Source organism: Streptomyces kunmingensis (genome assembly GCF_039533535.1).
Classification (GTDB): domain Bacteria; phylum Actinomycetota; class Actinomycetes; order Streptomycetales; family Streptomycetaceae; genus Streptomyces; species Streptomyces kunmingensis.
In genome coordinates this window covers 250,537-274,065 of sequence record NZ_BAAATS010000040.1, presented here as the reverse complement: position 1 = coordinate 274,065, position 23,529 = coordinate 250,537, and the positions used below count along the sequence as shown (strand labels likewise).

General features: G+C 73.0%; 25 protein-coding genes and 1 pseudogene. 15 read left to right on the top strand and 11 right to left on the bottom strand.

The features are described from left to right. Window positions 1–3: 3 nt before the first annotated feature. Entirely contained in the window at window positions 4–687 is a 684-nt protein-coding gene (locus tag ABD366_RS38310; protein WP_324766771.1) for a uracil-DNA glycosylase, read from the top strand. A gap of 85 nt (window positions 688–772) precedes the next feature. Next, window positions 773–1,387, top strand: coding sequence for a hypothetical protein (locus ABD366_RS38305; protein ID WP_324766772.1), 615 nt, complete (start codon window positions 773–775; stop codon window positions 1,385–1,387). Between the two features lie 91 nt (window positions 1,388–1,478). On the opposite strand, the gene ABD366_RS38300 is transcribed toward ABD366_RS38305, so the two are convergent. Continuing rightward, a complete protein-coding gene (locus ABD366_RS38300; RefSeq protein ID WP_324766773.1) occupies window positions 1,479–1,946 on the bottom strand; it encodes a hypothetical protein in 468 nt (155 codons plus the stop codon). A gap of 80 nt (window positions 1,947–2,026) precedes the next feature. Beyond that, complete coding sequence (locus ABD366_RS38295; RefSeq protein ID WP_324766774.1) at window positions 2,027–2,638, bottom strand: TetR/AcrR family transcriptional regulator; 612 nt, start codon at window positions 2,636–2,638, stop codon at window positions 2,027–2,029. A 176-nt stretch (window positions 2,639–2,814) separates the two neighbouring features. Here ABD366_RS38295 and ABD366_RS38285 point away from each other — a divergent pair, with 176 nt between their 5' ends. Then, complete coding sequence (locus ABD366_RS38285; RefSeq protein ID WP_324766775.1) at window positions 2,815–4,074, top strand: FAD-dependent oxidoreductase; 1,260 nt, start codon at window positions 2,815–2,817, stop codon at window positions 4,072–4,074. 148 nt (window positions 4,075–4,222) lie between these two features. Next, a complete protein-coding gene (locus tag ABD366_RS38280) occupies window positions 4,223–5,131 on the top strand; it encodes a Gfo/Idh/MocA family protein (protein WP_324766776.1) in 909 nt (302 codons plus the stop codon). Window position 5,132: 1 nt separating this feature from the next. Here the strand turns inward: ABD366_RS38280 and lnt are convergent, their stop codons facing one another. Continuing rightward, window positions 5,133–6,764 (bottom strand): apolipoprotein N-acyltransferase, encoded by a 1,632-nt coding sequence (lnt, locus tag ABD366_RS38275; RefSeq protein WP_324766777.1) that lies wholly within the window; start codon window positions 6,762–6,764, stop codon window positions 5,133–5,135. 186 nt (window positions 6,765–6,950) lie between these two features. Next, window positions 6,951–7,421, bottom strand: a complete 471-nt coding sequence (locus ABD366_RS38270; protein ID WP_324766778.1) for a nuclear transport factor 2 family protein — start codon at window positions 7,419–7,421, stop codon at window positions 6,951–6,953. Between the two features lie 284 nt (window positions 7,422–7,705). Between ABD366_RS38270 and ABD366_RS38265 the strand changes: the two genes are divergently transcribed. Further along, complete coding sequence (locus tag ABD366_RS38265; protein WP_324766779.1) at window positions 7,706–8,374, top strand: hypothetical protein; 669 nt, start codon at window positions 7,706–7,708, stop codon at window positions 8,372–8,374. Between the two features lie 165 nt (window positions 8,375–8,539). Further along, complete coding sequence (locus ABD366_RS38260; RefSeq protein WP_324766780.1) at window positions 8,540–9,259, top strand: SDR family oxidoreductase; 720 nt, start codon at window positions 8,540–8,542, stop codon at window positions 9,257–9,259. Window positions 9,260–9,340: 81 nt separating this feature from the next. On the opposite strand, the gene ABD366_RS38255 is transcribed toward ABD366_RS38260, so the two are convergent. Together ABD366_RS38255 and ABD366_RS38250 are read right to left on the bottom strand one after the other, a co-directional pair. Beyond that, window positions 9,341–9,514, bottom strand: coding sequence for a hypothetical protein (locus ABD366_RS38255; RefSeq protein WP_324766781.1), 174 nt, complete (start codon window positions 9,512–9,514; stop codon window positions 9,341–9,343). Window positions 9,515–9,641: 127 nt separating this feature from the next. After that, window positions 9,642–9,734: pseudogene (locus tag ABD366_RS38250) on the bottom strand (transcriptional regulator); the annotation flags it as partial. A gap of 97 nt (window positions 9,735–9,831) precedes the next feature. Between ABD366_RS38250 and ABD366_RS38245 the strand changes: the two are divergent. Further along, entirely contained in the window at window positions 9,832–10,539 is a 708-nt protein-coding gene (locus ABD366_RS38245) for an SDR family NAD(P)-dependent oxidoreductase (protein ID WP_324766782.1), read from the top strand. A gap of 21 nt (window positions 10,540–10,560) precedes the next feature. On the opposite strand, the gene ABD366_RS38240 is transcribed toward ABD366_RS38245, so the two are convergent. Continuing rightward, the gene (locus ABD366_RS38240) at window positions 10,561–11,436 is read right to left on the bottom strand and encodes an undecaprenyl-diphosphate phosphatase (protein WP_324766783.1); all 876 of its coding nucleotides are present in this window, start codon (window positions 11,434–11,436) and stop codon (window positions 10,561–10,563) included. Between the two features lie 177 nt (window positions 11,437–11,613). Further along, on the bottom strand, window positions 11,614–12,612 hold the full coding sequence (locus ABD366_RS38235; protein ID WP_324766784.1) for an ArsR family transcriptional regulator: 999 nt from the start codon (window positions 12,610–12,612) through the stop codon (window positions 11,614–11,616). 128 nt (window positions 12,613–12,740) lie between these two features. Between ABD366_RS38235 and ABD366_RS38230 the strand changes: the two genes are divergently transcribed. The 4 genes from ABD366_RS38230 to ABD366_RS38215 all read left to right on the top strand — a co-directional run bounded on the left by ABD366_RS38230 (window position 12,741) and on the right by ABD366_RS38215 (window position 16,872). Beyond that, window positions 12,741–13,925 (top strand): MFS transporter, encoded by a 1,185-nt coding sequence (locus ABD366_RS38230; RefSeq protein ID WP_344443324.1) that lies wholly within the window; start codon window positions 12,741–12,743, stop codon window positions 13,923–13,925. 142 nt (window positions 13,926–14,067) lie between these two features. Then, window positions 14,068–15,228, top strand: coding sequence for a Gfo/Idh/MocA family protein (locus ABD366_RS38225; RefSeq protein ID WP_324770375.1), 1,161 nt, complete (start codon window positions 14,068–14,070; stop codon window positions 15,226–15,228). Beyond that, a complete protein-coding gene (locus tag ABD366_RS38220; RefSeq protein ID WP_324770376.1) occupies window positions 15,221–16,150 on the top strand; it encodes a DUF6807 domain-containing protein in 930 nt (309 codons plus the stop codon). The genes ABD366_RS38225 and ABD366_RS38220 overlap by 8 nt, the downstream gene beginning before the upstream one ends. Continuing rightward, a complete protein-coding gene (locus tag ABD366_RS38215) occupies window positions 16,102–16,872 on the top strand; it encodes a cupin domain-containing protein (protein WP_411293743.1) in 771 nt (256 codons plus the stop codon). Before ABD366_RS38220 ends, ABD366_RS38215 begins: the two co-directional genes overlap by 49 nt. A 36-nt stretch (window positions 16,873–16,908) precedes the next feature. On the opposite strand, the gene ABD366_RS38210 is transcribed toward ABD366_RS38215, so the two are convergent. Continuing rightward, the gene (locus ABD366_RS38210) at window positions 16,909–17,616 is read right to left on the bottom strand and encodes a TVP38/TMEM64 family protein (RefSeq protein ID WP_324770378.1); all 708 of its coding nucleotides are present in this window, start codon (window positions 17,614–17,616) and stop codon (window positions 16,909–16,911) included. A gap of 384 nt (window positions 17,617–18,000) precedes the next feature. Between ABD366_RS38210 and tuf the strand changes: the two genes are divergently transcribed. Together tuf and ABD366_RS38200 are read left to right on the top strand one after the other, a co-directional pair. After that, window positions 18,001–19,185: an elongation factor Tu gene (gene tuf, locus ABD366_RS38205; protein ID WP_324770379.1), complete on the top strand. Its 1,185-nt coding sequence runs from the start codon at window positions 18,001–18,003 to the stop codon at window positions 19,183–19,185. Window positions 19,186–19,270: 85 nt separating this feature from the next. Then, window positions 19,271–20,146: a spermidine synthase gene (locus ABD366_RS38200; protein ID WP_324770380.1), complete on the top strand. Its 876-nt coding sequence runs from the start codon at window positions 19,271–19,273 to the stop codon at window positions 20,144–20,146. Here the strand turns inward: ABD366_RS38200 and ABD366_RS38195 are convergent. Further along, complete coding sequence (locus ABD366_RS38195; RefSeq protein WP_324770381.1) at window positions 20,133–21,482, bottom strand: MFS transporter; 1,350 nt, start codon at window positions 21,480–21,482, stop codon at window positions 20,133–20,135. The two genes, ABD366_RS38200 and ABD366_RS38195, sit on opposite strands and share 14 nt — an antisense overlap. A 78-nt stretch (window positions 21,483–21,560) precedes the next feature. Beyond that, the gene (locus tag ABD366_RS38190; RefSeq protein ID WP_324770383.1) at window positions 21,561–22,634 is read right to left on the bottom strand and encodes a DUF8017 domain-containing protein; all 1,074 of its coding nucleotides are present in this window, start codon (window positions 22,632–22,634) and stop codon (window positions 21,561–21,563) included. A gap of 119 nt (window positions 22,635–22,753) precedes the next feature. Here ABD366_RS38190 and ABD366_RS38185 point away from each other — a divergent pair, with 119 nt between their 5' ends. Then, window positions 22,754–23,206, top strand: a complete 453-nt coding sequence (locus tag ABD366_RS38185; protein ID WP_324770384.1) for a DUF4442 domain-containing protein — start codon at window positions 22,754–22,756, stop codon at window positions 23,204–23,206. Window positions 23,207–23,297: 91 nt separating this feature from the next. Continuing rightward, window positions 23,298–23,486 carry an antitoxin gene (locus ABD366_RS38180; RefSeq protein ID WP_324770385.1) on the top strand — a complete coding sequence of 63 codons (189 nt, stop codon included), beginning with the start codon at window positions 23,298–23,300 and terminating at the stop codon, window positions 23,484–23,486. Window positions 23,487–23,529 lie beyond the last annotated feature (43 nt).

Below are 23,529 nucleotides of genomic sequence, written 5' to 3'. Positions count from 1 at the left end.
GACGTGACCGACACCGCGATGCTGCCCGAGTCCTGGCGCGGCGTCCTCGGCGAGGAGCTGCAGAAGCCCTACTTCAAGGAGCTCACCGAGTTCGTCGAGGAGGAGCGCGCGAAGGGCCCCGTCTACCCGCCCCGGGAGGAGGTCTTCGCCGCGCTCGACGCGACGCCGTACGACAAGGTGAAGGTCCTCGTCCTCGGCCAGGACCCGTACCACGGGGAGGGGCAGGGGCACGGGCTGTGCTTCTCGGTGCGGCCCGGCGTGCGGACTCCGCCGTCGCTGCGGAACATCTACAAGGAGATGCAGGCCGAGCTGGGCACCCCCGTCCCGGACAACGGATATCTGATGCCGTGGGCCGAGCAGGGCGTCCTGCTGCTGAACGCGGTGCTGACGGTCCGTGCCAGTGAGGCCAACTCGCACAAGGGCAAGGGCTGGGAGAAGTTCACGGACGCCGTGATCCGGGCCGTCGCCGACCGCCCCGACCCGGCCGTCTTCGTCCTGTGGGGCAACTACGCGCAGAAGAAGCTCCCTCTCATCGACACGGAGCGGCACATCGTGGTGAAGGGCGCGCATCCCTCACCGCTGTCGGCGAAGAAGTTCTTCGGCTCGCAGCCCTTCACCCAGATCAACGAAGCCGTCGCGGCGCAGGGCCACGAGCCGATCGACTGGCGCATCCCGAATCTGGGCTGAGCCGCGCCTGACCTGGATTTCCGGTGGCGGCCGTTAGCGTCGGTGGCCCGGTCGGCGCCCGACCGGCAGGGAGTCTGGAGGAGCGGTGGCAGCACAGCGCGAGCAGGCGGCGGACGACGCCATGACGACCCGCATCGGGCAGGTGGTCATGCTGGCGCACGCCGGGGACCGCGAGGAGGCTCGGGACCGCCTTCTCGGCCTGTGGGCGGAGATCGGCGAGGACGGCGACCCGCTGCACCGCTGCACGCTGGCGCACTACCTGGCCGACACCCAGGACGACCCGGCCGACGAGCTGGCCTGGGACCTGCGCGCGCTGTCCGCGGCCGACGGGCTGACGGGGGAGCGGCTCGCGGAGCACGAGCGGCCCTCTGCGCAGCCCCTCGCGCTGCGGGCCCTGTATCCGTCGCTGCACCTCAATCTGGCGGCGGACTATGTGAAGCTGGGCCGCCCCGGAGCGGCCCGGAGCCAGCTGGCTCGGGCCTGGGCGGTGGCCGACGCCCTGGGTGACGACGGGTACGGGGACGGGGTGCGGGCCGCGCTCACCCGGCTCGAACAGCAGGTGGCCGGGCTGCCGGGCGGAAACAGCGGGGACTTCGGCGAGGGCCCTGCTGAAGGCCCCGGCGGGGGCCTCGGTGAGGACGGGGACGAGGGGGGCCGCCCGGGCGGCGACCCACTGGGGCCGCCGCGGCGGGGTGCTTGAGGGGGCGCCCTCAGGTTCTGTCGGCTCGGTGAGTCTCGGTGAGTCTCGGTGGAGAGGTGTGCGCGCCGTACGCGAGCGAGCGCCCTGTGTGTCAACCGCCGTACGTGTCGCGGCAGATGACGGATTGCGGGCTGTCCGGGTCCCAGCCGCCGTACTGCCGGCCCAGGGCACAGACATCCGTCTGGGCAGGGGGCTTCGGGGCGGCCGGGGGCGCGGGCTTGCGTCGGGGTGGGGCCGTGTGCGGCGCGGGTTGCCGCGGGGCCGCGCGCCGGGGCGGGGCCGCCGTACGCGGGGGAGGCGGCGGCGGGGCCTCGGTGCGCGGGGCGGCGGGGGCACGGTGCGGGGAGGGGCCCGTGCGCTTCAGGGCCTCCCGCGCGGGGGCCTGGACCAGCGGCCGGTCGGCGTGGCCGTCGGGGCGGGGCGCCGGAGCGGTGACGGACGGCGAGGGCGCGGCCGGGGCGGTCGGGGTGCGGACACTCATGCATCCGGACGTGGCGGCAGCGGTGACGACGGCGGCCACCGTCCACAGGAGCACGGCTGAGCTGGGCTTTTCGGGCACCCGCGCCACTTTGCTGGACGCGACCGTGGGGAGGGAACCGTAGCGGCCCAGGTTGCCCCGCACGGGTGACGGCGGATGCCTCAGGCACCCGGGGAGTCGAGCATGCCGCGCAGCAACTCCCCGTATCCCCTGCGGAGTTCCGCGAGGCTCGGCACCGCCGTGTGGTACGAGCCCGCCACGCACGAGAACATCGTCCCCTCGGTCCAGGCGACCAGCGACAGGGTGTGCCGCTCGGGCTCCTTCGACCCCGCCGCCCGCAGGAGCTCCGTCAGCGGCCGGCGGAACCGGCTGCCCGCGTCGTCGAAGAACGTGCGCAACTCGGGCCTGCGCGTCGCTTCCAGGGCCAACTCGTAGCGGCAGACCAGGAGTTGCGGGTTGACCGTCAGGTAGCGGTGCAGGGCGAGGGCCATGCCGTCGATCAGGGCGGGCAGACCGCTCGCGGGGCCGGGCAGCTCGTCCACCGCGAGCACCCGGCCCTCGAGCACCGCGAGCCGCCGCACGGCCGCTTCGAGGAGGGCGAGCCGGGTCCGGGCGTGGTTCGACGTGGAGCCCTGCGGCAGATGAGCGACCTCGTCCACCGCGCGGTGCGTCAGGCCGCGCATGCCGCGCTCGGCGAGCAGCACCAGGGCGGCGTCGGCGATGCGGTCGGGGCGGGGGAGGGCGGGGTCGGTGGGTTCGGTGATACGGGGCATGAGAGCAATCTATCGCGCCAACTACAGGTGTAGTACGGTCATGGTGTCCGATCACTACACCTGTAGTGAGCCGTCATTACGGGTGTAGTGCACCGTCACTGCAGGCGTAGTGCGCCGTCACTACAGGTGTAGCGAGCCATTGCTACAGGCGTAGTGAGCCGACTCAAGGAGACGTCATGGCATCGGCCGAGAACGCAGAGAGCACAGCGCCGCGTACACCTCCGCAGGCGGCGCGGGCCCAGGCCAGGGCCGTCGTGATCGGCGGCGGCATCGGCGGGCTCACCGCGGCTCTGGCACTGCATCTGCGCGGCTGGCAGGTGACCGTCCTGGAGCGGGCGCGCGAGTTGAAGCCCGTCGGGGCGGGCATCTCGCTCGCGCCGAACTCGCAGCGCGCCCTGGACGTGGTCGGACTCGGTGACGAGATCCGCTCGCTCGCCGCGTGGGAGGGCGACGGCGGTCTGCTCACCCCGAAGGGCCGCTGGCTGTCACGGGCCGATCCGGCCCTCGCGGCCGAGCGGTTCGGCGGCCCCCTGGTCCTGCTGCACCGTGCGACCCTCGTCGGCAGGCTGGCGGCCGGGCTGCCCGCCGACGCCGTGCGCACGGCGTCCGACGCGCGCCTCGCCGACGCCGGAGACCCGGCCGATCCACGCCGCCCGGCCCGGGTCACCACCCCGGAGGGCGAGTTGGAAGCGGAGCTGGTCGTGGGCGCCGACGGGATCCGGTCGGCGGTGCGCGGCGCCCTGTTCCCGGCGCACCCCGGGACCACGTACGCCGGATTCACCACCTGGCGTGTCCTCGTACCGCCGCTGGGCCGTTCCTTCGTGGAGCACGAGAGCTGGGGGCCCGGTCACCTGTGGGGCACGCACCCCTTCGCCGACGGCACGGTCTACGCGTACGCCGCCGCGAAGGTCCCGCCGGGGCAGACCGCTCGGGACGGGGACGAGAGGGCGGAACTGCTGCGCCGGTACGGGAGTTGGCACGATCCGATCCCCGCGATCCTCGACGCGGTCGAGCCCGGTCAGGTGCTGCGGCACGACGTCCACCACATCGCCGAACCGCTGCCCGCCTTCCACCGTGGTCGCGTCGCCCTCCTCGGCGACGCCGCGCACGCGATGGCGCCGACGCTCGGCCAGGGCGGCAACCAGGCCATCGAGGACGCGGTCGTCCTCGCGCACCACGCCGCCCCGGGCGCCCCGCTCGACCTGGCCGGATACACCCGCGAGCGGCTGCCGCGCACCACGATGGTCGCGCGCAAGGCAAGGACGGTCAGCCGCCTGAGCATGCTCGCCGGCCGGCCGGGCATCGCCCTGCGCAACACCGCGATCCGGGCCGCCGGCCTCGTCGGGCCCGCGCTGATGCTGCGCGGCATGGACGGCATCGCGGACTGGCACCCTCCGCAGCGGCGGCCGTACGTGGACGCGGGCGGCTCGGTGTAGGCGCGGGGGCCGCCCCGTATGCTGCCCGGACGCGACGGAGCCGGACCGGACGCGGCCAGCAAGAGCTACATAGCAGAGCTACAGAGCAGAGCTACAGAGCAGAGCCAAGCAAAAGCCACATAACAGAGCCACAGAGGAGTACAGGGACGTGAAGGTCGGCTGCATCGGACTCGGGGACATCGCGCAGAAGGCCTATCTGCCCGTGCTCACCACGCTGGCCGGGGTGGAACTGCATCTGCAGACCCGTACGCCCGCGACGCTCGCGCGCGTCGCCGACCAGTTCCACATCCCGGAGGCGCAGCGCCACACGGACCTGGACGCGCTGCTCGCGCAGGGCCTCGACGCGGCGTTCGTGCACGCGCCGACCGCCGTGCACCCCGAGATCGTGACGCGGCTCCTGGAGGCGGGCGTCGCCACGTACGTCGACAAGCCCCTCGCCTACGAACTCGCCGATTCCGAGCGGCTGGTGACGCTGGCCGAGGCGAACGGTGTCAGCCTGGCCGTCGGCTTCAACCGGCGTTACGCGCCGGGGTACGCGCAGTGCGTCGAGCACCCGCGTGAGCTGATCCTCCTGCAGAAGAACCGGGTCGGGCTGCCCGAGGAGCCGCGCTCGATGGTTCTCGACGACTTCATCCACGTCGTCGACACGCTGCGCTTCCTCGTGCCCGGCACGGTCGACGACGTCACCGTGCGCGCCCGTGTCGAGGGCGGGCTGCTGCATCACGTCGTGCTCCAGCTCGCGGGCGACGGCTTCACCGCGCTCGGCGTCATGAACCGGCTCAGCGGCTCCACCGAGGAGATCCTCGAGGTGTCGGGGCAGGACACCAAGCGGCAGGTGGTCAACCTCTCCGAGGTCATCGACCACAAGGGCCAGCCGACCGTGCGCCGCCGCGGCGACTGGGTGCCGGTCGCCCGCCAGCGCGGCATCGAGCAGGTCGTACTCGCCTTCCTCGACGCCGTCCGCGCGGGCAAGGTGCTCAGCGCCCGAGACGCGCTCGCCACGCACGAGCTGTGCGAGCGGGTCGTCCGCGAGGTGCAGCACCTGGCCGCCGGCTGACTTACCGACCCTCGTAAGCGCGGGCGGACGGCGCCTCGGTTGTCGATGTCGATGCCGGTGCTGATGCCCGGCGCCGCAGCAGGCGCGCCGCCTCGGCCGCGGCCAGCACCACCAGGACCGCCACCGCCGCATGCACCGGCCAGTCGCCGAAGCGGACGTACAGCGTGCTGCCGTGGGCCGTCGGCACCGTGTACACGCGGGCCGCGCTCGCCGAGGTCGGCAGCCAGTCACCGACGCGCTCGCCGTTCGGGCCGTACACCGCGGACACCCCGGTCAGGGTCGCGTGGACCATCGGCCGGCCGGTCTCCGCGGCCCGCACCGCGGCGAGCGACGCGTGCTGCCCGGGCGCCCAGCTGTGCTGGAACGTCGACGTCGACGACTGGGCAAGCAGCAGCCGCGCCCCGTCCCGCGTCAGCGCGCGGGTCATGTCGGGGAACGCCGACTCGAAGCAGACGAGCGGCCCGACCCGCAGGTCCCGGTCGCCGTGGCGTGCGTCCATGACGATCTGGCGGGTGCCGCGCTTGCGGTCCTCGCCCGCGGCCTTGCCGACCGAGGTCGCCCAGCCGAGCAGTGAGCGCGCGGGCACGTACTCGCCGAACGGGACGAGCCGCATCTTGTCGTAGCGCTCGCCGGTCGGGCCGTCGGGGCCGATCAGGACCGAACTCTTGTAGATGCCCCTGCCACTCGCGTCCGTGCCGGGGGCCGGGCGGCGCGCGTCGACGTTGACCAGGACGTCCGCGCCGACGGCGCGGGAGAGGGCGGCGATCCGGCGCGCCAGGTCGGGGCGCTCGGTCAGGTCGTGGCCGACGCTGCTCTCGCCCCACACCACCAGGTCGACGTCCCGGCCCGCGAGTTGACGGGTCAGTTCCTCCTCGCGGTCGAACCGGCGCCCGGCGCTGTCGGCGCCGGCTATCACGCCGGGCTGCACCACGGCGATGTCGAGCTGCCCGTCGGCCTCCGGGCGCGGCGCCCACGCCCAGGCGGCGCCGGTGACGGTGACGGTCGCCATGAGCCCGGCCACCGCGGGGACCCGTGCCCCGCGCGCGACGACAGGGGCGGGGATCCGTACTCCGCGCGCGACGACGAGGAGGGTGAGCGCGGTGTTCACGCCGACCACGAGCAGGCTGACCAGCCACACGCCGCCCACCGAGGCGAGCCGCAGCGCGGGCGTCACCTGCCACTGGCTGGAGCCGAGCAGCCCCCATGGGCCGCCGAGCCCCTGCCAGGAACGGACCAGTTCGACCATCAGCCAGCCCGACGGGACGGCCACGAGCGCGGCCACCGCCCGGCCCGGTGCGGGCGTGCCGTGCAGCAGCCTGCGCACCAGCAGTCCCCACGGCGCCCAGAGCGCGCCGAGCAGCGCCGCGATGACGACGGTGAACACGTGCAGGCTCGGCAGCAGCCAGTGGTGCACCGCGAGCATGAAGCCGAGGCCGCCGAGCGAGCCGTCGAGTGCCGCGCGGCGCGGGGAGCCCGCCGAACGCGCCAGCAGCATCCAGGGCACGAGAGCGACGTACGCGAACCACCACAGTGACGGCGCCGGGAACGCGAGCGCGGGCAGCGCGCCCGCGAGGACCGCCGCACCGCCACGCCACCAGGGCGACGAGCCGAGCCGCTCCCGCCATCGCTCCATGGGCCCGCGCCTCCCTGTTCGTACGCCATCGAACGTCACTGAACGCCATCAGCAACCACCCGACGAGACCGGACGTTGTCGGCCGTCGCCCGATGACTCCCGTCGCGTGCCCTCAGTGTGCGCCCCGGAAACGATCAACGACAGTGGGCGCCGGACGGGGCACGCCGGACGGGGCACGGCGGACGGTCACGCCCCGCCGGCGGCCCGCTCGGGGGCACGCCGCCACTTCTCCTGGACGGTCACCCGGTGCAGCCGCCAGCCGCTGGGCGTACGGACGAGCCCGAAGGTGTACCGGCCGCCGCACACGAAGTCCGGCGCCGTGCCCTCGCCGGCGAAGCGCATGGGGTTGATGTAGTCGGCCTGGGCGTGCGCGGTGTCACCGATGTCCCGGTCGACGGAATCGAACCGCACCAGCCGGTTCACGATCAGATGCTGGCGCATCGGGAACAGCTCCATCGTCGACGTCAGCCAGCGCGCGATCTCCTCCGCGCTGCCCTCCACGCCACCGGCGGCCCGGTAGTCGGCGCGGCCGTCCGGTGCGAACAGGGCGCGGTACGCCGCCCAGTCGCCGTCGTCCACGGCCACCGCGTATCCGGTCACCAACTCGTCGACGGCGAGCCGGTCCAGGACCGTCGCCAGTTCCACACGCTGCGTCATCGGCCAAGTGTCGAGCCCCCGGTGCGCCCAGCCAAGGCCCGTGCGCGTCCGGGATCTCCACCGGTAGCATGCGCCCACCGGAAGCCCCGTCAACTTGGCTTACTTCGGAGGCAGTTGATGAAAAACGCCGATCGCAAGGCCGTGTACGGACGGCAGACGGACCGCAAGGAACTGACGCCGCGCCAGAGGCGCCGTATCGCCAAGAAGGCGGGCCAGGGCAAGGCCTGACCCGGCGGGGCGAAAACCCAGGGGGCGGCCGGAAGGATCACTGTTACGGTCGCCCCATGTCAGCAGAGTCGAACACCCCTACGGTGCAGGATCCCGGGCCCGTCACCGGCGACGACGTGGCCCTGGCCGTCGGACTCGCCGTGGCCGCGCTGCGCCCCGCGCTCGACGCCGACTGGGACGTCCCGGCGGGATCGTTGGAGTGGACGTGCTGGGAGACCGGCGAGCACCTCGCCGACGACCTGTTCTGGTACGCGGCCCGGATCGGTTCGCTGCGCCCTTCCACGGACGACCGCGAGCCCCTCGGCGCGTCGCGGCGGCGCCCCGAAGGGCCGGCCAACACCATCACCGCCGACAAGGCGGCCGGTCCGGCCGGGCTCCTTCAGGTGCTCGAGGACTGCGGCGGGCTGCTCGCCGCCGTCGCGCGGGCGACCCCGGTGACCGCGCGTGCCCATCACGTCTTCGGGATCAGCGACCCGGAGGGCTTCGCCGCCATGGGCGTGGTCGAGACGCTGCTGCACGCCCACGACCTGACCCAGGGGCTCGGTGCGCACTTCGCGCCGCCGCCTGCCGACCTCTGCGCCCGGGCGCTGCACCGTCTCTTCCCCGACGCCCCCGATGACGCCGAACCCTGGCCGGCCCTGCTGTGGCTGACCGGGCGCGGAGACCTCCCGGGGCGTGAACGCGTAGGGAAATGGCGCTGGTACGGTGCGCCCCGCGCGAGTTGATCATCGTCGGCCGTCAGGGAGGACCTCTTGACCAGCCCCAGCCCCAGCCCCAGCCCCAGCTCCGGCCCCAGCCCCAGCTCCGGTCCCGGCCCCAGCTCCGGTCCCGGCCCCAGTCCCAGTCCCAGTCCCAGTCCCAGCTCCGGCACCCGTCGCCCGCACACCCTGGTGACCGGTGGCAGTCGAGGTATCGGCGCCGCCACCGCGCTGCGGCTCGCCCGCGACGGACACGACATCGCGCTGTCCTACGTCCATGACGAGGGCGCGGCGGCGCGGGTCGCCGACGCCGTGCTCGCCGCCGGTGCCCGCTGCACCGTGCTGCGTGCGGACACCTCTCAAGAGGCGGACGTGGAGCGGATGTTCGACGAGGCGGTGGACCGGATCGGGCCGCTCACCGGCCTGGTCAACAACGCGGGCGTCACCTCGGCCCTCGGCCCGCTGGCCGAGGCGAGCACGGAGGATCTGCGCCGCGTCGTCGACGTCAACGTCCTCGGCGTGCTGCTCTGCTGCCGTCGCGCCGCCCGGGACATGAGCGCCGCCGGGGCGGGCGCCATCGTGAACCTGTCCTCCGCCGCCGCCACCCTCGGCAGCCCCGGCGACTACGTGCACTACGCCGCGTCCAAGGCCGCCGTCGACACGCTCACGCTGGGCCTGGCCAAGGAGCTCGGCCCGGCCGGCGTACGGGTCAACGCGGTGGCTCCGGGCATCATCGACACCGAGATCCACGCGGCGAGCGGCGCGCCCGACCGGGCCGCGCAGGCGGGCCCGGGCATCCCGCTGCGTCGTCCCGGCAGCGCGGACGAGGTCGCGGCGGCCATCGCCTGGCTGCTGTCGGACGACGCCGCGTACACGACGGGCACGGTCGTACGGGTGGCGGGCGGCCGCTGAATCCGGCCGCGGCCGGGCCACGACCGGCCGGGCCACGACCGGCCGGGCTATGAACGGCCGGTCCATGAAGGGGGGCTCGGCTCAGGCGGCCCTGAGAACCTCGGCGCGCTTGGCGTCGGCCCACTCCGTCACGAGCCGCTCGTACTGTGCGCGCTGCTCGGCGGAGAGCCGACCGCCGGTGCGCAGCCACAAAGCGCGGATCTGCTCGTTCACCTCGTCGGCAGACCGCACAGAAGCAGACGTGACAGGCGGCATGTGCCAAGGCTACGTGCGGTACGACCATTTGGGAACCCTGAGCGAGCACTCAGGTGCGCCAAGTGATCGAATAGGAGCCGAAGTTGGCGCTGGTGGGGTCGCGCCTGAGGGCGCCCGGCCCCGGGGCAGTGCCGGTCAGCCGCTCCAGCAGCCGGTGGACGCTCGGCGTGAGCGTGGCCGGCACTGTCCCGGGGCCGGGCGGCGCCAGACCGGCGAGCCGGAGCTGTGCATCGCCTGGTACGGAACTTCCTGGTACCGGCAGTCCCAGGAAGACGGGGCGGCTGGCTGATCCGGGGGCCCGGACGGAATCTGGACCCATGACCACGACACTCATCACCGGAGCCAACAAGGGCCTCGGATTCGAGACAGCCCGCCGTCTCCTCGCCGCGGGCCACACCGTCTACCTGGGCAGCCGCGACGCGGAGCGCGGCCGCCGCGCCGCCGCGGAGCTCGGCGCCCGCCCCCTCCTCATCGACGTCACCGACGACGCGTCCGTCGCCGCCGCGGTACGCACGATCGACACCAACGGAGGGCTGGACGTCCTCGTCAACAACGCCGGCATCGAGGGCCGCACGGACGGCAACGGCATCGTCACCGCCGCCGACGAGACCGTCGACACCCTGCGCCCGCTGTTCGAGACGAACCTCTACGGCACGCTGCGCGTCACCCACGCGTTCCTGCCGCTGCTGCGCCGCTCCACCGCCCCCGTCGTCGTGAACGTCAGCAGCGGCCTCGGCTCGATGGCCCTGGTCACCGACCCCGCGGCCCCGGCGTACGGCTATCCGGGCATCGCGTACCCGGCCTCGAAGACCGCGGTGAACATGCTCACGGTGCAGTACGCGAAGGCGTTCCCGGAGCTGCGGATCAACTCCGTCGAACCGGGCTTCACCAAGACGGACCTCAACGGCAACACCGGAGTCCAGACCGTCGCCGAGGGCGCGGAGATCATCGTCCGGATGGCGCAGATCGGGCCCGACGGCCCGACCGGCGGCTACTTCGACGCGCAGGGCCCCGTGGCCTGGTGACGGCGCCCGCGGGAGCGGGGCTCAGCCCGCGGACTCGGCCGCGTGCGGGCTCAGTACACCCATGCTGACCAGGACGAACAGGGCGATGCCGAGGGCGATCCGGTAGTAGACGAACGGCATGAAGCTCTTGCTGGAGATGTACTTCATCAGCCAGGAGATGACCGCGTAGCCCACACCGAAGGCGATCAGGGTCGCGAAGATCGTCGGGCCCCACGAGACATGGCCGCCCTCGGTCGCGTCCTTCAGTTCGAAGACGCCGGAGGCGAGCACCGCGGGGATGGCGAGAAGGAACGAGTAGCGGGCGGCCGACTCACGGGTGTAGCCGAGGAAGAGGCCGCCGCTGATCGTCGCGCCGGAGCGGGAGACACCGGGGATCAGGGCCAGCGCCTGGCAGAGGCCGTAGATCAGGCCGTCCTTGACGGAGAGGTCCTTGAGCTCCTTGCGGCTGCGGATCGCCCGGTGCCGGCCGCCCGTCTCGTCGCGGGCCGCGAGACGGTCGGCGACGCCGAGGACGATGCCCATCACGATGAGCGTCGTCGCCGTCAGCCGCAGATCGCGGAACGGGCCCTCGATCTGGTCCTTGAAGGTCACGCCGAGCACGCCGATCGGGATCGAGCCGACGATCACCAGCCAGCCCATCTGCGCGTCGTGGTCGCCGCGCATGGACCGGTCGGTCAGCGAGCGGAACCACGCGGAGATGATCCGCCCGATGTCCTTGCGGAAGAAGATCACCACCGCGGTCTCCGTGCCGAGCTGGGTGATCGCCGTGAAGGCGGCGCCCGGGTCGCTCCAGCCCGCGAAGGCGGCGGTCAGGCGAAGGTGGGCGCTCGACGAGATCGGGAGGAACTCCGTCAGTCCCTGGACGAGTCCGAGAATGAATGATTCGAACCAAGACATGAGGTGGCTACGCGATCCAGGTGGCTGGGCGGGACCGGCCGCGAACGCGGGCCAGGCGGGGAAGAGCGAACACCTGCCCCAGGGGGCGCGGGCGCACGCGTGGGCAGCGTAGCGCCCGAAAGTGACGGGCTCGCCACGGGGTCGGCCCGACAGGCACCAAAAGTCCGTGAACCGTCCTCACGGGCCGGTGCGGGGTCCCCCGCCCTCCCGCTGCGCCGCCAGGAGCGTGTCCCCGGCCGGAGCGCGGTAGTACAGCACCGAGCGCCCCGCGCGCCGGCGCCGTACGAGACGGGCGTCGAGCAGGACCTTCAGGTGGCGGCCGACCGAGCCGAGCCCCTGCCCCGTCAGGGCCACCAACTGGGAGGTCGTCATGGGCTGTTCCAGCAGGACGAGGACCTGCGCGCGGGCCGGGCCGATCAGCGCGGCCAGCCCCGAGGGCGGCACGGCCCGGCCCGCGTCGGCGAGGGCGCCCGCGCACGGGTACACCACGGCGTACCGGTCGGCGCCCGTCTCCCACGAGAACCAGGCCTGCTTCGGGGTGACCGGGACGAACAGCAGCCGTGCCCCGCAGATGTCCCGCGGCGGATGGTCGTGCGCGTTGATCCGCAGGCGCCCGTCGCCCAGCCAGCGCATGGCGGGCAGCATCCCGTCGAGCGCCGCCGCCCAGCCGCCCAGCGTCAGCTGGCGGGTCCGCGCGAGGACATCGGCCTCGATGACCCGGCGCCGCCACGTCCACTGCGGCCGGACCGTCTCCCGCCACACCCACGCCAGGAGCGCGGCGGTGCGCTCCGCGAGGTCGCCGGCGCGGGCCAGGGCGGCGGGCAGCGGGCCGGCGGAGGAGACCGCGAGGTCGGCGCGGACGACGTGCGGCGGGGTGGCGCGGATCCGGGCGAGCCCGTCGTCCAGGTCGAGGTCGCGCAGGCCGGCCGGGGTGGGCGTGACGAAGTCCGCGGTCCAGGTCGCCCCGAACGCGGCGGTCACCAGCTGCGCCGTCACCGGATCCGCGGCAAGGCGCGCACGATAGGCGGGCAGGTGCGCGGCCAGCCACTGCCGTTCGCCGGGGTGCGCGGCGGTGGGATCGGCGAGCTTCTTCAGGCTCGCGACCGTCTCCGCCAGCGACGACACCACGAACCGGCTGCCCGCGAGCGTGTCCGCGTCGACCTGCCAGACGCCCACGGACGCCTCCCTCCCGAAGAGACGCCCAAGGACGCCTCCCTCCCAAGAAGCACAGCACAGCCGGCTCCTTGTTTCGCCGGTCCGCGAAACATTAACGCCGTGGGCGCGGGGCCCCGCAGCCTCCGTCCATGCGTACTTACCGGGACCTGTTCGCCACGCCCCAATACCCGCCGTTCTTCCTTGCCTGCTCGCTCCAGACCGCTGCCCGGACCGTCGGCGGCCTGGCTCTCGGTTCGCTCGTCTACGCCTCGACGGGATCGGCGCTGCTCTCCGCGCTGGCCATGTTCGGCCCGGCGCTCGCCCAGGTCGTGGGCGCGTTCACGCTGCTGTCGGCGGCGGACCGGCTGCCCCCGCGCGCGGCCCTCGCCGGACTGCCGCTGTTCCTGGGCGCCGCCACCGCCGTGCAGGCCGCGCCGGGCCTGCCCACGGCGGTCGCCCTCGCCCTCGTCCTCGCCCAGGGCGTCCCCGCGGCCCTCGGTGGCGGCGTCCGCTACGGCCTGCTCACCGACCTCCTCGACCGCGACGGCTACCTGCTCGGACGCTCGGCCCTGAACATGAGCACCGGCACCTGCCAGATCCTCGGCTACGCGCTCGGCGGCCTCCTGGTCCAGGCCCTGTCCCCGCGCGGCACCCTGCTGATCTCCGCGGCCCTGTACGGCCTGTCGGCTGCCGTGGCCCGCTTCGGCCTGACCCGGCGCAAGGCGCGAGCCGCCGGTCGCCCCTCGATCGCGGAGACGGTACGCGGCAACGCCCGCCTGTGGTCGTCCCGCCCGCGCCGGTACGTGTATCTCGCCCTCTGGGTGCCGAACGGACTGATCGTCGGCTGCGAGGCCCTGTTCGTCCCCTACGATCCCCGGCACGCGGGCCTGCTGCTCGCGGCCGCCGCCCTCGGCATGTTCGCCGGGGACGCCCTCGGGGGACGCCTCCTGCCGCCGTACTGGCGTGCCCGCCTCGCCGCGCCCCTGCGGCTGCTGCTGGCCGCGCCGTACCTGCTGTTCGCGGTGCGGCCCGCGCTGCCGCTCGCCGCGGTCGCCGTGGCCCTCGCCTCGGTCGGATACGCGGCGAGTCTGCTGCTCCAGGAACGCCTCGTGGCGCTGACGCCGGAGGAACTGAGCGGGCACGCGCTGGGACTGCACACCGCAGGGATGCTCTCGGCGCAGGGACTGGCGGCGCTCCTCGCGGGCGCGCTCGCCGAGGTCTTGTCACCGTCGACGGCCATGACGGTCCTGGCGGGCGTGTCCGTGGCCGTCACCCTCGCGCTGGCACCGGGCCTGCGCCCGCTGAGACGCCATCAACCCTCTCTGCCCTGTTGACCCCCGTCCCTCCGGCCGCATAGCGTCGACCGGAGGGAAAGCGCTTGCTATAAGGGGACGGCACCCGCCGTCACCCGCTGCACGCGCCGCCTCTCACGCGTCAGGTCCCGTCACCGCACCCGATGGAGTGTTGATCGCGCCCATGGGCAGCACACCCGCACCAGCTCGCTCCGGCCCCCGTACCCATCGCCTCAGAGCCGCCGTCATCGGTACCGGCGGCATCGCCCGCGGCAGCCATCTGCCCGCGCTGCAACAGCTCGCCGCCGAGGGCGAACTGGACGTCGTCGCGGCCGTCGACATCGACGACGACGCCGTACGCCGGTTCTGCGCGGACGGCGGCGTCCCGCACCCGTACACCGACCTCCAGCTCATGCTCGACGAGCAGCGGCCCGACCTCGTCACCGTCTGCACCCCGCCCACCCTGCACCGCGAACAGACCGTCGCCGCCCTGGAGTCCGGCGCCTGGGTGTGGTGCGAGAAGCCGCCGACGCCGTCCCTGGAGGAGTTCGACGCCATCGAGGCGGCCGAGGGCGCGCAGGGCGGGCCGTACGCGGCCATCGTCTTCCAGCACCGGTTCGGCTCGGGCGCCCGGCACGTCCGCGACCTGCTCGCCAAGGGCGAGGTCGGCCGGCCCCTCGTCGCCCACTGCCAGACCACCTGGCACCGGGACACCGCCTACTACGCCGTTCCCTGGCGCGGCCGCTGGGCCACCGAGGGCGGCGGACCGGCCATGGGCCACGGCATCCACCAGATGGATCTGCTGCTCGACATCCTCGGGCCGTGGTCCGAGGTGCGGGCCATGGCCGGACGGCTCGTGCACGACGTGGAGACCGAGGACGTCTCGACCGCCCTCGTGCGCTTCGAGAGCGGCGCGATGGCCACCGTCGTCAACAGCGTCCTCAGCCCCGACGAGGTCAGCCGCATCCGCATCGACTGCGAGCGCGCCACCCTGGAACTGACCCACCTCTACGGCTACAAGAACGCCGACTGGACGGTCACCCCGGCCCGCGACGTCCCCGACGCGACGGCCGCCTCCTGGCAGGACTTCGGCACCGACGTGCCCAGCTCCCACCTCGCCCAGCTGCGCGAACTCGTCGCCTCCCTCCGCGCGGGCGAACGGCCGCGCAGCAGCGGGCCCGACGGGCGCACCAGCCTGGAGCTGATCTCCGCGCTCTACAAGTCCGCGTTCACCGACGTCACCGTCCGCGCCGGCGAGATCGGCCCCGGCGACCCGTACTACACCGCCCTGCACGGCGGCGCCCCCGGCTGGGCGCCCACCCAGGAGGCCGCTGCCCATGGTTGAGACCCTGCAAGTCGTCCACGCCCACGGCGACCGCGTAACCGTCACCGAACCCACCACCGGCGTCGAACTGTTCGCCTACGTCTACCGCCCCGAGGCGGCCTGGGAAGCCCCCAAGCCCTACCTCCACCCGATCAGGACGCTCGGCGGCGACATCGTCACCGACTACCGGCCCAACGACCACCGCTGGCACAAGGGCCTGCAGATGACCGCCTCCCACCTCTCGGGCCAGAACCTGTGGGGCGGCAACTCCTACGTCCACGGCGAGGGGTACCTGGCACTGCCCGAGCGGGTCGGCTCCATGGCCCACGCCGGCTTCGACACGCTCGGCGCGGACAGCGACGGGTTCACCCTGGCCGAGCGGCTGACCTGGCACCCGTACGACGGGGAGCTGTGGGCCGAGGAGGCGCGCCGCATCGAGGTGCGAGACGTCGACCCGGCCGCCGGGTCCTACGCGCTGACCTGGACCAGCGCCGTCACCAACCGCCGAGCCGAGCCGCTGCGGTTCGGCAGCCCCACCACCCACGGCCGCGAGATGGCGGGCTACACCGGCCTGTTCTGGCGCGGCCCGCGCGCCTTCCGCGACGGCCGCGTCCAGACGGCCGACGCCGAGGGGCCCGACGTCATGGGCACGCAGGCGCCCTGGCTCGCGTACAGCGCCGAGCACGACGGGGCCGACGGCCACGCGACCCTCGTCTTCGAACACGCCCCGGAGAACGACCACGCGGGGGAGAGCGGCGCGCATCCGGCGCACTGGTTCGTGCGCAACGACCCGTTCGCCGCGGTGGCGCCCTCCTTCGCCTACTTCGACGAACTCGTCCTGAAACCCGGCGCCACCCTGACCCGCCGCTACCGCGTCGTCGTCGCCGACGGGGCATGGGAACGCGAAGAGATCAGCAAGTACCTGGAGGAGCACCCGTGGTGAGCGGCCCGAACACGGCAGAGACCTTCGAGGGGCTGCCCGGCGGCGTCGCCGTCTCCCACCTGTCCGTGTACGACTGGCCCGCCGCCGACGGACTGTGCGGCGGCACCCCGCACATGCACCAGACGTGCAGCGAGGGATACGTCGTCACGGCGGGCAGCGGCGCCGTCCAGACGCTCACCGCCTCCGGCTTCGAGCAGACGCCGCTGGCGGCGGGCACCGTCGCCTGGTTCACGCCGGGCACCATCCACCGGCTCGTGAACGAGGACGGCGGCCTGCGCATCGTCGTCCTCATGCAGAACAGCGGGCTGCCCGAGGCGGGCGACGCCGTACTCACGCTGCCGCCCGAGTACCTGACCGACCCCGAGACGTACGCCGCCGCCACGGCCATCCCCGCCGACGTCTCCGAGGCGGAGCAGGAGCGGGCGGCCCGGGCCCGGCGCGACCTCGCGATCGAGGGATACCTGCGGCTGCGCGAGCAACCGAAGGAGCTGCCCGCCTTCCACGAGGCGGCGGCCGCCCTCGTACGGCATCGGCTCGACGCGTGGCGTGCCCGGTGGGAGCAGGGGGCGGCCGCCGCGTCCGCCGCGACCGGGCACCAACTGGACCGGCTCGCGGCCGGTGACGCCGGTCACCTCGCCGACGCCGTCGTACGGTCCGAAGTGCCGTCCGCGCGCGGCAAGTTCGGGATGTGCGGCCGACTGGACGTGTACCGGACGGACTGAGGACCCGGGGCCGGGCCTGAAGGGCGAGTCAGGCTTTCAGGCCGGGCCCCGCAGCTTGTGCCGCTTTCGCCAGGCCACCAGTGCGCCCGCCAGACCCGTGATCGTGATGAAGCCCATCGCGATGAGGAAGGCCGGGGACGTGGGCGTCGACGCACGGGCCCCCGCCACCACGTAGGCCGCCGTGTTCGGGATCGAGCCGAGCGCGGTGGCCAGCAGGAACGCGGGCCAGCTCATCCGGGAGACCGACGCGCAGTAGTTGGCCGCCCAGAACGGGACGCCGGGGAAGAGCCGGACCGCCAGCATCGAGCGGAAACCGTGTCTGCTCAACTGGCCGTCCACCGCCTTGAGCCAGCGGCCGCGCAGCAGCGGGCGCAGCGCGTCCTGACCGAGTATCCGGCCCAGGCCGAAGGCGAGCCCGGCGCCGAGCACCGTCCCGCCGAGCGCCCCGAGCAGACCGAGCTGGGAGCCGAACAGGGCGCCCGCCGCGAGGTTCAGCACGGGGCGCGGCATGAACGCGACCGTGCACACGCCGTAGGCCACGGCGAACAGCACCACGGCCAGCGCGCCGCCCACCTCGGCCTGCCATCCGCCGGACAGGAACCGCTGCGGCTCGAAGAGCAGCACACACGTCGCGCCGGCGGCCAGCAGCGCGACCAGGAGCGAAAGTCTCGACCAGGGCGAGAACAGGACTCTGGTGCAACGCGCGGCCAGGCCGGAGGGACGGGCGACAGCGGGTTCGAACATCCGGGGAGACTAACTGACACATACATAAGATCGCCGTAGGTTGTATCTCACTTTCGGACCTTTTCCGGCTGAGTGACCCGCTGAGTCACGGGCTGAGCCTCTGTCAGCAGGCCCTTAAAACCATTCGACGCGGCCCTTCCCGTCGGCGATGATCTGCACATGTTCCGGCACGCCTTCCTCGCAGCTCCGTCCGCAGTCGCGGACGCTGCTCAGGCTGCCGTCCTTCTCGCAGCAGCCGCCGACGGCGCGCGAAGCTGACCCTCTCCGGACATTCCGGCGGACCCCGCAGGGGGAGGGTCGGCAGGGTTCAGGGGTCCCCGCCTCCCGCAGGAGGCCCTCGCGTATCTGAATGACTTCAGATGTTCCGGAAGGGACCACCCAGCCATGCCCAAGACGGCATACGTGCGCACCAAGCCGCACCTGAACATCGGCACCATGGGCCACGTCGACCACGGCAAGACCACCCTGACCGCCGCCATCACCAAGGTCCTCGCGGGTCGCGGCGCGAGCACCTTCGTACCGTTCGACCGGATCGACAAGGCGCCCGAGGAGGCGCAGCGCGGCATCACCATCAACATCGCGCACGTCGAGTACGAGACGGACACCCGGCACTACGCGCACGTGGACATGCCCGGTCACGCCGACTACATCAAGAACATGGTCACGGGCGCGGCCCAGCTCGACGGCGCGATCCTCGTCGTCTCCGCGCTCGACGGGATCATGCCGCAGACCGCCGAACACGTCCTGCTCGCCCGCCAAGTGGGCGTCGACCACATCGTCGTCGCCGTCAACAAGGCGGACGCCGGCGACGAGGAGCTCACCGACCTCGTCGAGCTGGAGGTCCGCGAACTGCTCTCCGCGCACGGCTACGGCGGCGACTCCGTGCCCGTCGTCCGCGTCTCCGGGCTCAAGGCCCTCGAAGGGGACCCGCGATGGGAGGCGTCGATCGAGGCGCTGCTCGACGCCGTGGACACCTACGTCCCGATGCCGGAGCGGTACGTGGACGCGCCGTTCCTGATGCCGGTCGAGAACGTCATGACCATCAGCGGGCGCGGCACCGTCGTCACCGGCGCCGTGGAGCGCGGCCGGATCCGGATGGGCGACCGGGTCCGCGTGTACGGGGCCGAGACCCTCAAGGAGGGGGAGACCGTGGTCACCGGGATCGAGACCTTCGGCAAGCCGATGGACGAGGCCCAGGCCGGGGACAACGTGGCGCTGCTGCTGCGCGGCGTGCCCCGCGACGCGGTGCGGCGCGGCCACGTCGTCGCGCAGTCCGACAGCGTCCGGCCCGCCCGCCGCTTCACCGCGCAGGTGTACGTCCTGTCGGCGGCGGAGGGCGGTCGCAGCACACCGCTCGCCACCGGTTACCGGCCGCAGTTCTACCTGCGGACCGCGGACGTCGTCGGCGACGTCGACCTCGGCGAGACGGCGGTCGCCCGGCCCGGTTCCACCGTCACCATGACGGTCGAGCTCGGCCGTGACGTGCCGCTGGAGTCCGGGCTCGGCTTCGCGATCCGCGAGGGCGGACGCACCGTCGGCGCCGGCACGGTGACGGCCGTCATCGAGTGAGCCGGGGTGTGTGGCCGGGCCTCTGGGCCCGGCCACACACCCGTACGCCGCCCGGGGCGGGGCCGGTCCCCGGCACAATGGGCAGGTGAACGCTTCCGACCCCGAGCACGCTCCTGACTCCGAGCCGATACCCGTCACCCGCGTCGTCGACCACGGCACCGCCAAGCTGCTGCCCGACGTGGACCGGCGCCGGGCCTGGCTGCTCACCGTGGACGGGGCGCCGCAGTCCTATGTCGACCTCGACGAGCCGACCCACCTGGAGTTCGAGTACGCCCGCCGGCTCGGGCACGTCCTCGACTGCGCCGCGCGGGACGGGCAGCCGCTCGACGTGCTGCACCTGGGCGGAGGCGCCCTCACCCTGCCCCGCTACGTCGCCGGGACCCGGCCCGGGTCCCGGCAGCACGTCGTCGACGCGGACCGGGCGCTGCTCGACCTGGTCGCCGAGCACCTTCCGCTGCCGGCCGGTACGGACGTCACCGTCCACGGCGCCGACGCCCGGCAGTGGCTGGAGGCCGCGCCGGACGACTCCGTCGACGTCCTCGTGGCCGATGTGTTCGGCGGCTCGCGGGTGCCCGCGCATCTGACGACCGAGGCGTACGCGCGCGAGGCCGGGCGGGTCCTGCGACCGGGCGGCTGCTACGCGGCCAACCTCGCGGACGGGGCGCCGTTCACGTTCCTGCGCTCCCAAGTGGCCACGTTCTCCGGTGTATTCGCGCAGGTCGCCCTGATCGCGGAACCCGGGGTGCTGCGCGGCCGGCGGTTCGGCAACGCGGTGCTCGTCGCGTCGCAGAGCGAGCTCGATGTGCAGGAGCTGGCCCGCCGCACCGCCCGCGACGCGTTCGCGGCGCGGGTCGAGCACGGGGACGGGCTGCGCCGCTTCACCGGCGACGCGAAAGCCGTCACGGACGCCGACGCGGTGTCCTCACCCGAACCACCGGGCGGCTCCTTCAGCGTGGGCTGAGGTCCGCCTTCTGCGCGACGGGTCCGGCCACGCCCGCCGCCACGCCCGCCGCCCCGACCGCCGCCACGACCTCGACCGGCGGGCGGCGACGCAGATTGCGGACGTCGGGCACGAACAGGACCGCGGTGGTGGCCACGACGATGAGGGCCGCGCCGCCCCACAGCGACGCCGTCCGGCCGAACGCCGACTCCGCGGGACCGGCGAGAGCCGTCGCCAGCGGCACCATCGCCACCGAGCCGAACCAGTCGTAGGCGGAGACACGGGAGAGCTTCTCCTCCGGGATCTCCTGGTGCAGGGCGGTGATCCAGGAGACACCGAAGATCTCGATCGTGACGCCGCTGACGAACATCACGGCGATCAGGACACCGAGCGGCACCGGCACCGCGAGCGCGGCCGACGGCAGGGCCAGCGAGAACACCGACAGCGTCGCGGCGAACAGCAGCCGCTGCGGTTTCCAGCGCATCATCAGCAGCCCGCCGAGGATCGTGCCGACGCCGAACGCACCGAGCGCGATGCCCCAGGGCCCGGCCCCGCCCAGTTCGTCGCGCGCCACCAGGGGCCCGAACACCGACTCCGCCGCGCCCACCACGGCGACGACCACCGAGAACTGGGCGACGATCGTCCACAGCCACGGCCGCCCCACGAACTCCCGCCAGCCGTCCCGCATGTCCGCGAGCAGCCCGCTGCCCGGCACCCGCGGTGCGATATGGCTCACGTCGAGGAACATGCGCAGCGCACCGGCCACCGCGAACGCCGCCGCGTCGACCGCGAGCACCCAGCCGGGCCCGATCGCAGCGACCATCGCCCCGCCGAGCGCGGCCCCGCCCACCGCGGCGCCGGACATACCCATCCGGAACAGCGCGAACGCGCGGCTCGCCTGCTCTCCCGAGACCGAGGCCATCAGCATGCCCTCGGCCGCGGGGTTGAAGAACGCCTGGCCCGTGCCGCCGAGGGCGCTGAGCGCCATCATCTGCCACAGCTTCGGCTCGCCCTGGAGGATGAGCAGCGCGAAGGCGCCCTGCGAGAGGAAGTTGAGGGCGTTGGCCGCGACCATCACATGGTGGCGCGGCAGCCGGTCCGCGACCGCGCCGCCGACCAGCAGGAAGACCACCAGGAACAGGGTGCGCGCCGCGGCGACCAGCCCCACGTCGCCGCCGTCGCCGCCCGCGTCGAGCACGGCGAACGCCGACGCGATGAGCGCGCCGTGCGCCCCGAGCGTCGTGATGAACGCGGCGACGGCGAGCAGCGAATAGTTCCGTCCGGCCCACGCGGGACGACGGCGCGGGCGCTGCCCGGACGGGGAGGGCGGAGAAGACGGGGAGGCGGCTGAGGTCACTGAGGGACTATCGCCGCCGCACGCCCATTTGCCAAACCGTTTGCTCTCGTACGGACCGGGCCGGTCGAGAGGAGCCGGTCAGGAGGCGGTCGGGTCCTTGTAGAAACGGACCGAGCTGAGGATCTTGTCGATCGTCGCGTCGTCCAGCTCGTCCTTGACGCCCTTGGCGCCCCACAGGTCCCAGGACACGAAGTCCCCGGCCTCGTTCTGGAAAGCGAAGACGACCGCCTTGCCGTCGCTGGCGCACTTGCCCTTCTGCGGCGTTTCCACGGACGTCGCCTTGATGAGGCTGCCCGAGACGCCCTGGGCGTTGGTGAAGTCCTCGGCCTTGCCCGGCTTGACCGACTTCATGTCCGGCTCGGTGTACCCGCCGTAGATCCACCACGGCACGCGGTTCTCGGCGGCCTGAGCGGCGGTCTTCGCGCCGTTCTCACCACGGGTGCCGACGCCGGCGAGCGAGGTGTCCTCCTTGCGCCCGTCCTTGTCGGAGTCGTCGGAGCACCACTTGGACTTGTACTCGGCAGGAGCGGACACAGTCGTCATGCTGTGCTCCTTCTTGCCCTTCTTGTCCTCGTAGTCGTACTCGAACCCGATGATCTGGTCCGCGCCGCCCGAACTGACCTCCCAGCCCGGCGGGACGTCGAACACCGTCTTGTGCTTGGTGTTCACGACCGGCGTCCACCCGGCGATGACCGGCTTGACGGCACTGTCGCCACCGCGCGGATTGTCGCCCGCCGACGTCGACTCGGTCGCGCTCGGCTTCTGGCTCGCGGACTGCGAGGCGGCGGGCTTCTTGTCGTCCCCGCCCTTCGCGTCGTCGTCCTTGTCCCCGCCGAGCACCAGGAATCCGGTCACCCCGGCCGCTACCACGACGGCGGCCGCCGCGACGATCGCGACGATCTTCGTGCGGTTGTCCCCGCCGCCCTTGTTCGGCGGCTGGGGCGCGCCGAGCGGCGTCGTCGGCGCGTTCCAGGCCGGCTGCTGCTGGTACGGGTTCGGCTGCTGGTACCCCTGCTGCTGATAGGGGTTCGGCTGCTGCGGGTACCCCGGCTGCTGGTACGGGTTCGGCGTCGGCGGATTGCTGGGGTAGTTCGGGTTGTTCGCGTCCTGCGGGTTCTGCTCGCCCCCGGGCGGCTGCTGTCCTGGCCACATGGCCGTAAACGATAGAGGGTCGTGGGGCCCCCGAGGTCCCCGCCCTGTACCGGACGTGCAACGGTTCCGCCGCGCGATGAGGATGGCCAGAATTGCTACCCATGGGTAACATGCGGGCCATGAGCGCAGACCAGATGTCGATCGGCGAGATGCTCGCCGCCACGGTGCCGATGGCCCGCACCCTGAACCTCGATTTCCTCGAGACCACACCCGAGAAGGCGGTCGTCGCCCTCCCGGACCAGGCGGACTACCACAACCACGTCGGCGGCCCGCACGCCGGCGCGATGTTCACACTCGGCGAGTCCGCGAGCGGCGCCATCGTCCTCGCCGCCTTCGGGGACCAGCTCTCGCGCGCCGTGCCGCTGGCCGTCAGTGCCGACATCGCGTACAAGAAGCTGGCCATGGGCCGGGTCACCGCCACGGCGACGCTCGGCCGCCCGGCCGCCGAGGTGGTCGCGGAGCTGGACGCGGGCGAGCGCCCCGAGTTCCCGGTGGCCATCGCGATCCAGCGGGAGGACGGCGCGGTGACCGGCGAGATGACGGTGGTCTGGACCCTGCGCCCCAACAGCTGACCGCCTCTCCTCCTGGCCGACCTCCTGCGGATGCGGGGACGCCGATGAGCGCCCATGCTGGAGACAACGGCTCGAACCGAGGAGGCCGACCATGTCCGTGATGGACAAGCTCAAGCAGATGTTGAAGGGCCACGAGGACCAGGCCGGCAAGGGAATCGACAAGGCCGGCGACTTCGTGGACGACAAGACGCAGGGCAAGTACAGCAACCAGGTCGATACGGGCCAGGACAAGCTGAGGGACCAGTTCGGCGGGGACGGCGGGCAGAACCCGCGGTCCTAGCCCTGGTTCGACTCAGAGCTGCGCGACATGGAAGCCCCGCCGC